Here is a 12,589-nt window from a genome sequence, read left to right on the forward strand (position 1 = left end):
GGCCCCCCGTGAGTGGGTTGGATTGTAATGGGAAATCTTGTAATTAGCCAGCAGCGGAAAATTGCGACTGGCCATGCAATTATTCGCCGCGCGCGCGCTGGTCATAGCCCCAACGGGGCACAAGCGCTTGTTCGATGCCAAGATGATCGAGAATGCGCGCCACCATAAAATCGACCAGATCGTCAATCGATTGTGGCTGATGATAAAAGCCCGGCGCAGCTGGCATGATAGTCACGCCCATGTGTGAGAGCTTAAGCATGTTTTCTAGGTGCAAAGTGGAGAATGGCGTTTCACGTACCACAAGCAGCAGTTGTCCACGTTCTTTCAATACCACATCAGCGGCGCGTTCAATCAGATTATCTGACATGCCATGGGCAATCGCCGCTACACTGCCTGCCGAGCATGGACACACCACCATCTGCTTGGGGGCAGCCGAACCTGACGCCACAGGCGAAAACCAATCTTCTTTGCCGCACACCACCAACTTATCACTGGCGCAGCCCAGATGCTCCACCAAAGCCGCTTGCGCCGCTTCAGGGTTAGCAGGCAGTTTCAAGCCATGTTCTGTCGCTAATACTACTCGCGCCGCCGACGAGATCAGCAAATACACCTGATAATCCGCCGCTAACAAGCATTGCAATAAGCGTAGCCCGTAAGGCGCTCCGGAAGCGCCAGTCCAAGCCAGGGTAATGGTTCGATTGTTGTTCATGCTCACCTTAAATTATTTCTGTTGCAGTGCCGCGAGCAACTTGCCATGAATGCCTTCAAAACCACCGTTGCTCATCACCAAAATCTGGTCACCGGCTTGGGCTTCTTTGGCAATCATAGCCACAAATTCATCCATATTGGCGCTCACTTGCGCAGGCTGTTGACACTGTTTCGCGACCTCTTCCACCGACCAAGGGATGTTAGACGGCTGATAAAGGTAAACCGAATCGGCGCTGTGCAGCGAAGCGGCCAAGGTTTCTTTGTGCACGCCCAACTTCATGGTGGCAGAGCGCGGCTCCAGTACGGCGATGATTTTCTTATCACCCACTTTATTACGTAAACCGCCGAGCGTAAGTTCAATCGCCGTCGGGTGATGGGCAAAATCGTCGTACACCGTTACTCCATTGATTTCGCCTTTCAGCTCTAAGCGGCGCTTAGTGTTGACAAACAGCCCCAATGCCTCACAAGCCAGCTCTGGCGCAACCCCGACGTGACGGGCGGCGGCAATCGCCATCAGTGCGTTACTGACGTTGTGATCGCCCACCAAGCTCCAATCGACTTGACCAACGTGTTCACCTTTGAATAAAACATGGAACTGTGAACCATCAGCGGTGATTTTTTCCGCTTGCCACTCACCTTGCTCACCACTGAACTCGGTTTCGCTCCAACAGCCGCGCTGTAAAACATCGGCTAAAGCGGTATCTTGCTTAGGTGCGAGAATGCGACCATTACCCGGCACAGTACGCACCAAATGATGAAATTGGCGCTTGATCGCCTCTAAGTTATCGAAAATGTCTGCATGATCGAACTCTAGGTTATTCATCACTAAGGTGCGTGGATGGTAATGCACGAACTTAGAACGCTTATCGAAAAAAGCACTGTCGTATTCGTCAGCTTCCACCACAAAAAACATGCTTTCGCCTAAACGTGCCGAAATACCAAAATTGCCCAACACTCCACCGACTAAGAAACCCGGTTGATAGCCGCAATGCTCCAGTACCCAAGCAATCATGCTTGAAGTGGTGGTTTTGCCATGCGTTCCCGATACCGCAATCACCCAACGATCATGCAGCAGAAAATCTTGTAGCCACTGTGGGCCTGAGGTGTAGCGCAGGTTGTGGTTGAGCACGTATTCCACGCAAGGATTACCACGACTCATCGCGTTGCCAACCACCACCAGATCAGGCTTGGGCTCAAGTTGAGCAGGGTCAAAACCTTCAATGATCTCGATGCCTTGCGCCTCTAACATGGTACTCATTGGCGGGTAAACATTGGCATCGCTGCCGGTGACTTTATGACCCAGTTGACGCGCCAACACCGCCACGCCACCCATGAAAGTGCCACAAATTCCCAAGATATGAATGTGCATAAAAACCCAGCCTTTTTACTGTGCAATTAGAATGGCTCCATTATCCCGATCCGCTCGCTAAAAGCGAGTGCGTCCGTTCAGCGTGGTGTAAATTCGAAATTGTCGACAATCAAAGTGAGATCTCCGTCGGTTAGTTCAATACCCGTAAAAAGATCTAAGTTTTACAATCCACACCAGACAAGATGCATAGTGCAATCGATTCCACCAGAGAATCCCATCATCTTGCTCAACCTGTTTGTTGCATTAAAGCAAAGAGAACGCAACAAACTGGCATACCCCCGACAAAATAGTGTTAAGGAATCAACATGCAGAAAATGCGCACCCTCGGTGAATTTATTGTTGAAAAACAACATGACTTCCCCCACGCCAGCGGTGAACTTTCCTCTCTTTTAGCATCCATTCGTTTGGCTGCCAAAATCGTCAACCGCGAAATCAATAAAGCGGGACTGGCGGACATCATTGGCGCGTCAGGCAATGACAACATTCAGGGTGAAGAGCAGCAAAAACTCGACCTGTATGCCAACGAAAAATTCAAAGCGGCACTGGAAGCACGCGATCAGGTGTGTGGTGTGGCGAGTGAAGAAGAAGATGAAGCGGTCGCATTCAATAAAGAGCTCAACAAAAATGCCAAATATGTGGTGTTGATGGATCCGCTCGATGGCTCTTCCAATATCGATGTCAACGTATCGGTGGGGACGATTTTCTCGATTTACCGCCGCGTTTCGCCAGTCGGCACGCCTCCGACTCAAGAAGATTTTCTGCAACCGGGCAATAAACAAGTCGCTGCCGGTTATGTGATTTACGGATCGTCCACCATGCTGGTGTACACCACGGGCAATGGCGTAAACGGCTTTACTTACGATCCTTCGCTCGGCACTTTCTATCTCTCCCACGAGAATATGCGCATTCCTGAAAACGGTAAGATTTACTCGATCAACGAAGGTAACTACATCCGTTTCCCAACTGGGGTGAAAAAGTACATCAAATACTGCCAAGAAAATGTGCCGGAAGATGGTCGCCCATACACCTCGCGCTACATTGGCTCGCTGGTGGCCGATTTCCATCGCAACCTGCTCAAAGGTGGTATCTATTTATACCCAAGCACGCAAAGCCACCCGAACGGTAAGCTACGTCTGCTTTATGAATGCAACCCGATGGCATTTTTGATTGAACAAGCGGGTGGTCTTGCCTCGGATGGGGCGCGTCGCATCATGGACATCAAACCGACCGAACTACACCAACGCGTGCCGTTTTTCGTCGGTTCAAAAAATATGGTGCATAAAGTTCAAGAATTTTTAGAAACTTACCCTGATTAAGCCAATTCGCGCCGCGCAATGCGGCGCTTTTTCTCTCTACCAGCTTGGGGATCCTTTATTTTGAGAGTAAACTCACCCCTTTGCTGACGGGTGCATTTTGCGCCATAGGCAAACTTGAATAATAATAAATCCCGAATTTGAAGTCCGGCCAACAGAAAAGGAAACCGTTAATGAGCTTAAACAATGTGCCAGCGGGCAAATCACTGCCTGATGATATCTATGTAGTGATCGAAATCCCTGCCAATGCTGACCCAATCAAATACGAAGTCGACAAAGAGTCTGGCGCAGTATTCGTAGACCGCTTTATGTCAGCGCCTATGTTCTACCCATGCAACTACGGCTACGTAAACCACACTCTGTCACTCGATGGTGACCCAGTAGACGTTTTGGTTCCAACTCCATATCCACTGATCCCAGGTTCTGTGATCCGCTGCCGTCCAGTTGGCGTGCTGAAGATGACTGACGAATCAGGTGAAGACGCAAAAGTGGTTGCGGTACCGCACACCAAGATCTCTAAAGAATACGATCACATTCAAGATGTGAACGATCTGCCAACGCTGCTGAAAGCCCAGATCACTCACTTCTTTGAGCGTTACAAAGAGCTGGAATCAGGCAAATGGGTAAAAGTGGATGGCTGGGAAGATGCCGCTTCTGCTCGCGCTGAGATCCTAAGCTCTTACGAGCGTGCGCAAAACAAATAAGCCCACGTTTTGAGCATAAAAAAGCCAGCATTAAGCTGGCTTTTTTCTTTGTATGTCAGAACTAGACACGCTGGCACCAATCTCCGGAATCGATCAGCGAATGCAAGCGATGGGTTTCTTGATAAATATAGATCCACGCGGTACCAAACGGGGTCTCAATCGTGTCACGTCGATACTCGATGGGAACATCTTCCAAAATATCCAGTTGGGCGAGTGTATGTTCATCCACCAGATAGACTTCACCATGCACCGATTGATGCCCTTCCACTAATCCTGGATACGCGCCTAAATCATACAGGGCATACTCGGGTTTCGTTTCAAATTGGCCAAGCAACTGGCTCTGCTGTAAGTAAGTATGGTTGCTCTCTCCGTAACGCAAAGTGCCATACACAAAAACGAGGTGCTGCACATCTCTCTCCTTAGTTGAACTCGAACTGATAGAGCAAGTCCACGGCGCTGTCGACACCGGAGACGGCCTCCAGATACAGATCCTGCATCAAGCGATAACGAACGGTAAATTCGCCGACTGAGTTAAAAATACCTACGCCATATTTCACTTGCAAGCCGGGCAGAATATAACCGCTTACGGTCACTTGTGAATCATCCCCAGAGCCTGCGGTATCCAATTGTAAATCCTGCACGCCAAAGGCTTGGCCTATCTCGCCCACCAACTTGCCGCTTTGTGCCAAACTCAAACCAATCAATGTGGTGGTCATGGCGTTGCCGCCCGTTTCACCATCGATGTTCTGTCCACGCAGCAAATACGAAAGCGCATTCGCTTGCGGCATGGCTGGCTCAGAGAAAATAGTCAGTGAGGGCTCATCGGAGGGGCCACTCACTCGCACCCCAGCGATCACATTATCTTGGGTGTTGTCTGGGTTACGGATCGCCGTGATCGCCAAATAAGGCTGATCCGCAGGACCATTCATTAAGATCTTACCCTCTTTGATCTGTAGATCTTGCCCAAACGAGCGGTATTGACCGTTGCGAATATTCACCTCACCTAAAATGAACGGACCTTTGTCTTTTTGTGCGACATTCAGCCGCCCGACTAGGTTGCCTTGTAAGCCAAAGGCGTTGAGTTGGAAGTCGTCTCCAATTTGCACGTTCACATCCGTTTCCACAGTAAATGGTAACGACTCTTTCTCACTCAGAGGTTGCAAGTCCGCATTCAGCAACACTTGATCTTTCGAAACACCAATAGCACTCGGTGGCAGCTCTTCCACCACGATCCGCCCCCAAGGTAAAGCGATATTCCCCGTCACACGTGCCAGTTGCGGCTGCATCGCCAGTGTGAGATCCGGAATCACTTTGACTTTCACCATCGGAGGCAGATCCACCATCATGGAGGGAGCGTGCACTCGCGCTTTCACTCGCCAATCATCCAAGTATTGCCAGTTCGCATCCCCATCCACTTCCAGCAAGCCATCCGTGGTTTGGATATCGGCAGTTAACATTGCCTGATAACCGTTAAATTTGAGTGACACCTGTCCTGATTGCACATCGACTGGCGAAATGTCTCCTTTGACACGGATATCATTGACCAACACCTCCCCTTCCAGTTGAGGATGCAGCATCGGCCCATGGAATTGCACATCGGCATTAATGCTTGATTTCGCCTCGCTGTATTCCCCGATGAGTGGCTGCAAGAAATCAAAGTTAAACGTGGTTAGGTTGATAGCCCCAAGCATGGTTTTCTGCTCGGCACGCACATCCGCTATTTTGATATTACCGGTCAGGTCACCGTTATCAGTTGCGTCTAACAACCAACTGGCTTGCAGTTGGTTTTTGGCAAGATCAGCAGAAAATTGTGCTTTATCCCAACCAAATGTAACGCTTTTTTCTAATTTTTGCGTAACGTGACCCGATGTCAATGTGAGGTTGGCTTTTAATTGGGGGGCCGCTTTCGGAGCCCATTTCGCCCACACTTGCCCATCTAAACCACCACTGAGTGTCGTTTCCTTCGGTAATACGCTGGCTAGCTGTTTCAAGTCGAATTGTTTGATGGCTAAACGGGCTTCTCCACGCGCGCCCAATTCCGCCTCTTCCTCCAAACAGAGTGAAGCCTCGTCTTGTCTCCAACAATGGGCAGCAACCTTAACTCGTTCGGTTTTTTGATCGAACGACAGCGCTGTGGCCTGTTGTAACAACCATTGTCCTTGTGGTGAGGTTAGCCACATGCGTTCCAATTCACCTTGCCAACGCAGTGATGGCTCTAGCCGCAAGCGACCACTCAAAGCAAGGCTCGTCGACGCTAGCTCAGAAGCCACATCTAGCGTGACTGAATGCTTTTTCTGCGAGCCTTGGGCTTTCAAATCAACAGCGTCAATCCGCTGATCTTCATACTGAATATTGCGCACTTGCAGCGAGAGATCGCCTTGAGGTTCCGGTAGCGGCACCAGATTACCTTGCAAGGTTAAATGCCCAATCGAGACCAGATCTTGCCACTGCACACTATCGGCATCGAGCAAGAGTTTGACTCTCGGCTGCTTGAGATCACCACGCAGCAATACATCCCCAATGATTTTACCTTTGGCGTCCGGCACGGATTTGCTTAAATCTGGCACATCCAACTCAACCGACATACGCCACTGTTTTGTCAGTTGCCCTTTCGCCGTCAGCGAGTTAGGCCCGTGAATCAACGATAACCCTTTACTGATCAACGCAATATCGCCTTGACCCTTGAGGTCGGAAGCACTCACTTCACCCAGCACTTTCAGCGGGTAATCACGTAATATGCCGTTGATCGCTAAACGCGACACCTCCACTTGCCAACCGCCTTGCTCGGTCAACGATCCAGAGGTATCCAACTCGCCACTGATTTTCCCTTCTGCTTCAGGCCATTGCAGACCAGGCTGAATATTTTTCAGATTTAAACGAGCGGCCCAATTGAGCGGATTTTTCCAGTTTGCCACCGCGCTCCCCGTGACGGAACCGCCTAGCGATTCCACCTTTAACGATTGCAGAGCAATCTCATCGACATTGCCTTGCCCTTTAAGGACAAGAGCGATATCGGGCAGATCCTTTCCTTGCAATGCTGCTTGTAACGCCAACTGATAACTCTTCAATGACCCCGCCGCATTCAATTGCGGGATCTGAACTCGATAATCACCCTCACCCTGCATTGGCCATTGTGCTTTGACATTTGACAGTTCGAGGTCAAACGGCAACTCCGCATCCAGCAGATTAAAGTGGGCGTTGAGTTGCGCTTGCGCCAGTGTATCGAGGCTGGCTTGCAGATTGAGATCCGCCACACTGCCCTGTGCTGCCAGTGCTAACGTTTGTCCTTTGAAATCCTCTAAATGAATTTGGCTACGCAGATCCAACTGCAGTGGATAGTCGTTACTCAGCGTCGCTTCCGCACTTAATTGAGCATCCAACTCCGGCATGCTTAATTCCAGCGTTGAAATCGCCACTTGATGCCCAGCAGCATTGGCTTGCAAACCCAAGTGATTAACGATGATCGGCGTTTCTTGCTGCAAACGAAAATCGCGGATATCAAACCGCTCCAACTCAATTTGCAGTGGGATCAACACGTCAGGCAACACGAAGGGCTCGGTGCTATCCGTGGTTGTTGAGCTTGCGGGTTCATTAGCGGTTTCACTCTCTGCTAACGCAAGGCGAATCGCTTGCCACTCGGTTTGCCCGATACGTAGTCGGCTCCCTTGCCAAGACGCACGAGTACGAAATTGCTGCCACGCCACTTGGTTACCCAGAATATTCAGTTGGATGTTGTCTAGCGCGAGCTTACCGACTCGAATCGGGATTGGCGTGGAAAGCTCACTGAGCGGCTCCGCATCAGGCTCAACCGGAGGTTCTTCACTTTCAGGCAAAGAAGGCAAAGAAGGCAAATCCAAGGTTAAACCGTTAATCGCCAGCTCATTAATGCAGATACTCGGTTCCAGTAAGCAGTTAGGGTTAATCGCTAGACTCAATGTTTGAGTCGCCAACGTCAGGTTAAGCTCGCGATCAGAGTAAGAGACCCCTTGCAGAGTAAAGCGGGGAAACAGCGCGCCTTGGGCTTGTTCGACTTTCAACTGCGGCAGCGCTTGCTGCGCGCCCCACAATACCGCTTGCAAGCCGGGGTTGGTAAACAGCGCGCCCGCCAATGCCAGCACTAAGATAATCACCAACACCAACAGCAACATGGAGAACCATTTGGTCCATTTTAGAGCCCGTTTGATCATAGTTCAGGCCCCAAGGTGAAGTGGATTTTAAACTCTTCACCCGGGTTGGCATCGAGCCCCCATGCGAAATCCAAACGAATCGGGCCGACAGGAGAAACCCAGCGCACGCCGACCCCCGCGCCTTTTTTCCAGTCTGGGTTATCGTTAAACGCATCCCCGACATCCATAAACATCGCCGCCCACCAGTTACCCGTTAAGCGGTATTGATATTCGATCGAGCTCGTCGCAATGTATTTCGCCCCCGTTAATGCCCCACTGGCGTCTTTCGGTGAAATCGATTCATAGCCGTAACCGCGCAAGTTGTTATCGCCACCAGCGAAGAAACGTAATGAGGGGGAAAGTTGATCAAATTGGTCAGCAAGGTTAGCACCACCATCCACTCGAATTAAGCCACGGTGATTGCGTGCGTATGTCCGCAACCATGATGATCCCGCTTGCACACGCGCGACACGCGTTGAGGAAAGCAATGCCGGATCGCCATATTCAAGAGTGATGGTTTGTTTGTCACCCCAAGTGAGCAAACTGCCAGAGCTGCGAGTCCGCGTTCGGGTGTAAGTCACCCCCGGCAGTAAAAACTGGCTATTATCGTCTTGCAAACCTTGCTCATAGTTTTCTAACAGATAGCGGATAAATATCGTACGGTGCCATCCACCATCGAGCTGCCAATGCCGCTCTAACGCAAGGTTCGATTCCAAACTCTCGGTATCACGCTTATCGACATGCTTCATGCCATACTGAATGCGGTAATACTCATGCAACACATCATCCAAGGGTATTTTGTAGCCCGCCGTGATGGTTTGTTCCGGTGCCGAAAGGGAAAAGCTACTATCGAAACTGTGGCCTAAGCTATTGACCCAAGGTTTTTTCCACTTTAATGAACCACGTACCCCGACATCCGTCGAATACCCCAAACCTGTCTCCAATTGGTTACGCGCTTGTGGAGCAAGCGAGACCTTCATCGGTAACTCTCGACCTTGATCTAGCTGCGATAAATCGGGTTCCACAAACACCGAAGAGAACCAATCCGTATTGGAAAGATTTTGGTTAAATTCAACGACTTGCGAGACTAAATGCGGGTCACCTTGCTTAAAAGGGCGCAGCGACATCACTCGATTTTCATCAATTTGACTGCCTTCTACGGTTGTCGCACCAAATTGATAACGAATCCCGCTATCGAAATGCAATTTCACTCGCGCTTGATTCAGTTCAGGGATCACTTCCAGTCGGCTATCTTGAAAGTCACCATTGAAATAACCTTTTTGCAATGCAAGATTGCGGAGCCCTGATTTTAAATTGTCATACAAACTATGATTGAGCGACTGACCAACTTTTAAACCACTGCGTCGGATCAGCCGTTGGAAATCACGATCATTTTCCGCTTCACCGCTGATCACAATATCCACTTCACTAAAACGAGTCACTTCGCCTAAGGTGACCGCCACACTCAAGCGCTGATTATCTTCTGACACCGTAAAATGCAGGTTAGCATGATAATAACCGAGCGCATTCAGTGCTTCGGTAATGCTTTTTTCTAGCTGGGATTGAAAACGCAAGCTGGTGGAATAGTCCTGAGGAGCAATCGACGACAGATAGGCATCGACGTTATCTTTCTCTGCACCACTTAAGCCTGTGATCTCTAATTTCACATCGGCGTAAGATACGGCTGAAAACAACCAGAGCGAGAGTAAGGCGGGGAGTGATTTTCGTCTCATGCTTGATTTAAACTCGTTATACAACGGTGACATTTTTGCTACAGGGGCATCATAGCGTCAATGAATCGCTGCGTCTGTATGAAAACGGTTAAATCTCCGGTCTGTATCGAAGATAATCAGGACGTTGCTGCTTGCTATATTCAAAGAGACAGCGCGTCACCCACTTCAATAAGGAAATATCATGCTCGACAAAAACATTATGGTTACCGCGCACACCGCTCTTCCCGGTCGTGATACCGCGATGAACGTTGAAGATACCCACTTCGTCAATGGCAGCTCACTCTCTGCTGAGCCGCAAGATGGCCAACAACAGATTTTAGTTGGCATGGGATGTTTTTGGGGAGCGGAACGTCTGTTTTGGCAATTAGACGGCATCATTTCTACCTCAGTCGGCTACGCAGGTGGCTTTACGCCCAATCCAACCTATCAAGAAGTGTGTACAGGACAAACAGGGCATACCGAAGTGGTACGGGTGGTATTTGATCCACAACGCCTACCACTGAGTGAACTGCTGCGTGCCTTTTGGGAGCGCCACGACCCAACTCAAGGCATGCGCCAAGGCAATGACCGCGGCACACAATATCGTTCAGCGATCTATTACTTCACCGAGCAGCAACGAGAGATCGCCGAAGCCTCAAAAGCGGAGTACCAAGCCTTACTTGCAAGCCGTGAACGTGCATCGATTACTACTGAGATTTTGCCGGCAGGCCCCTACTACTTTGCAGAAACCTACCATCAACAATATCTGGCGAAGAATCCTAACGGATATTGTGGGCTTGGTGGCACTGGTGTGTGCTTCCCGCCACACGCCACACTCTAAAGAGATCCTGATGAGGGGAATTTCTCTTTCCCCTCATTTGTGTGCTATACCTTTGTTTGCTCAACCTGAGGAAACAAAACCATGAAAAATAAAACACTTATCGCCTTACTCTTGGCATGCTCTCCTACTCTGGCGTTTGCGCACAACCTCACTCTCGGTGGTGCGGTGCCAGCCGTTGGCGTCGACAAGTACGGCGAAATCGTACTACAAGACAAAAACGTCAATTATCAGAAATGGAGCTCAGCTGATCTGCTAGGTAAAGTTCGTGTCATTCAAGCTATCGCGGGACGCAGCAGCTCGAAAGCGCTGAACGCTCCGTTAATGACAGCGATTACTGCCGCCAAATTTCCTGCCGACAGCTACCAAACCACCACCATCATCAACCAAGATGATGCGATTTGGGGTACCGGATCATTTGTAAAATCGTCGGCACAAGACAGCAAAAAAGAGTTTCCTTGGTCTTCCATGGTGCTCGATGAATTCGGCTTGGTTGCCCAAGCGTGGCAGCTGCAAGCTGAATCATCCGCCATCATAGTGCAGGATAAACAAGGTAAAGTGCTGTTTGTCAAAGAAGGGGCTCTGAGTGATGCTGAAATCCAAACCGTACTCGGCTTGATTCAACAAAACTTGTAACCCCCGAACAGAACAAGGATAAAGGGTGAGTAAAGACTAACTTTCTCCCCTTCTTTCTCGGCTGACCACCCATTCCACTCCCTTTGAATCATCGCTTGCCTGATTTGAGAGTTGTTATATTATAACAACCGTCAATCACCCAAGGTCGCGCACTATGTCGGTATACCTGCTACGTCCAACTCGCTTATCCATAGTGGCAATGCTCACTGTGGTGCTGGCGCTTTGGTTCAACGTGGCGGTGATTGACCACCAATTGGATCTGCATCCTGAGCATCACTTACAGCACGATTGTCAGTTGTTTGCTAGTGCAGCTCACGGCCTTAAAACTGCGCAGTGGGTACTCCCCTGTTGGCGCCAACAGGCTCCACAAGTGAGCGTTGAACGCCCCATCCAACGCGCCCAGTTACTGCTCTCCTATTTTGCTCGCTCACCGCCAGCGGCTTAAAACAAACCAAACCGATTGTTTCTTTTGTTTTAATTAGGAGTTATTCATGCATTACCCAACATTCCTCGCGCTGATGGTCGGCGCAACCCTGTCTGGCAACGCCTTGGCTGATCATCAGCATCGCCAGCACGAAGCCCACGTTCACGGTCAAGTCGAGCTAAACATCGCCCAAGATGGTCACGATGTACTGATTGAAGTGACAGCGCCGGGGGCCGATGTGGTCGGTTTCGAACACGCACCACAAGATGACGCACAAAAGCAAGCGCTCGAAAAAGCCTTAGAGGCACTACACCACCCAGAAAAACTGTTTGTGTTGAACAGTAAAGCCCAATGTGAAACCCGTGATGTGCTGATCAAACACAATTTAGGTGGTGAGGAACATGAAGATCATCACTCTCATCAAGAGGGTGAAGCACATGACCACGATACTGCGCACGCTCATAGCGAACATGACCACGCCGCCCATGACCACCAAGGTCACGATCATGAAGCCGATGAGCATGATGATGAGCACCAACACGGCACATTCACCGTACAGTATCAATTCCACTGTGAAGCGATTGACGAACTAAAACAAGTAGATACCCAATGGTTCCAGCATTTCCCAAGCACAGAGAAAATCCAAGTTAATGTGCTAACCGAAAAGCAGCAAAGTGCGCTACAACTGAACGCGAAACAAACCCGCATCAGCTTGTAAT

Annotated in this window: 11 protein-coding genes; 6 read left to right on the plus strand and 5 right to left on the minus strand. The window is 49.8% G+C overall.

All coding sequences use genetic code 11. The annotated features are described in order from the left end of the window. Nucleotides 1–79: 79 nt before the first annotated feature. Nucleotides 80–709, minus strand: a complete 630-nt coding sequence (locus MKA69_RS02745; protein ID WP_001063917.1) for a flavin prenyltransferase UbiX — start codon at nucleotides 707–709, stop codon at nucleotides 80–82. 12 nt (nucleotides 710–721) lie between these two features. Then, on the minus strand, nucleotides 722–2,077 hold the full coding sequence (gene mpl / locus MKA69_RS02750) for a UDP-N-acetylmuramate:L-alanyl-gamma-D-glutamyl-meso-diaminopimelate ligase (RefSeq protein ID WP_305847468.1): 1,356 nt from the start codon (nucleotides 2,075–2,077) through the stop codon (nucleotides 722–724). 305 nt (nucleotides 2,078–2,382) lie between these two features. Between mpl and fbp the strand changes: the two genes are divergently transcribed. Together fbp and ppa are read left to right on the plus strand one after the other, a co-directional pair. Further along, nucleotides 2,383–3,393: a class 1 fructose-bisphosphatase gene (gene fbp / locus MKA69_RS02755; protein WP_305847469.1), complete on the plus strand. Its 1,011-nt coding sequence runs from the start codon at nucleotides 2,383–2,385 to the stop codon at nucleotides 3,391–3,393. A 170-nt stretch (nucleotides 3,394–3,563) separates the two neighbouring features. After that, on the plus strand, nucleotides 3,564–4,094 hold the full coding sequence (ppa, locus tag MKA69_RS02760) for an inorganic diphosphatase (protein ID WP_305847470.1): 531 nt from the start codon (nucleotides 3,564–3,566) through the stop codon (nucleotides 4,092–4,094). Between the two features lie 61 nt (nucleotides 4,095–4,155). Here ppa and MKA69_RS02765 read toward each other — a convergent pair whose 3' ends face one another. The 3 genes from MKA69_RS02765 to MKA69_RS02775 are packed head-to-tail and all read right to left on the minus strand — an operon-like array spanning nucleotide 4,156 to nucleotide 9,993. Then, on the minus strand, nucleotides 4,156–4,503 hold the full coding sequence (locus tag MKA69_RS02765) for a gamma-glutamylcyclotransferase (protein WP_258462916.1): 348 nt from the start codon (nucleotides 4,501–4,503) through the stop codon (nucleotides 4,156–4,158). A 10-nt stretch (nucleotides 4,504–4,513) separates the two neighbouring features. Next, the gene (locus MKA69_RS02770; protein WP_305847471.1) at nucleotides 4,514–8,281 is read right to left on the minus strand and encodes a translocation/assembly module TamB domain-containing protein; all 3,768 of its coding nucleotides are present in this window, start codon (nucleotides 8,279–8,281) and stop codon (nucleotides 4,514–4,516) included. Beyond that, nucleotides 8,278–9,993: an autotransporter assembly complex family protein gene (locus tag MKA69_RS02775; RefSeq protein ID WP_305847472.1), complete on the minus strand. Its 1,716-nt coding sequence runs from the start codon at nucleotides 9,991–9,993 to the stop codon at nucleotides 8,278–8,280. Before MKA69_RS02775 ends, MKA69_RS02770 begins: the two co-directional genes overlap by 4 nt. Nucleotides 9,994–10,174: 181 nt before the next feature. Here MKA69_RS02775 and msrA point away from each other — a divergent pair, with 181 nt between their 5' ends. The 4 genes from msrA to MKA69_RS02795 all read left to right on the plus strand — a co-directional run bounded on the left by msrA (nucleotide 10,175) and on the right by MKA69_RS02795 (nucleotide 12,588). Continuing rightward, entirely contained in the window at nucleotides 10,175–10,813 is a 639-nt protein-coding gene (gene msrA / locus MKA69_RS02780) for a peptide-methionine (S)-S-oxide reductase MsrA (protein ID WP_000884726.1), read from the plus strand. A gap of 81 nt (nucleotides 10,814–10,894) precedes the next feature. Continuing rightward, nucleotides 10,895–11,446 (plus strand): YtfJ family protein, encoded by a 552-nt coding sequence (locus MKA69_RS02785; protein WP_055029236.1) that lies wholly within the window; start codon nucleotides 10,895–10,897, stop codon nucleotides 11,444–11,446. Between the two features lie 154 nt (nucleotides 11,447–11,600). Next, nucleotides 11,601–11,891, plus strand: coding sequence for a DUF2607 domain-containing protein (locus tag MKA69_RS02790; protein WP_081018481.1), 291 nt, complete (start codon nucleotides 11,601–11,603; stop codon nucleotides 11,889–11,891). Between the two features lie 46 nt (nucleotides 11,892–11,937). Further along, the gene (locus MKA69_RS02795; protein WP_055064367.1) at nucleotides 11,938–12,588 is read left to right on the plus strand and encodes a DUF2796 domain-containing protein; all 651 of its coding nucleotides are present in this window, start codon (nucleotides 11,938–11,940) and stop codon (nucleotides 12,586–12,588) included. Nucleotide 12,589 lies beyond the last annotated feature (1 nt).

Origin of the sequence: Vibrio sp. AH4, from assembly GCF_030710545.1 — a bacterium.
GTDB classification, from domain to species: Bacteria; Pseudomonadota; Gammaproteobacteria; order Enterobacterales; family Vibrionaceae; genus Vibrio; species Vibrio metoecus.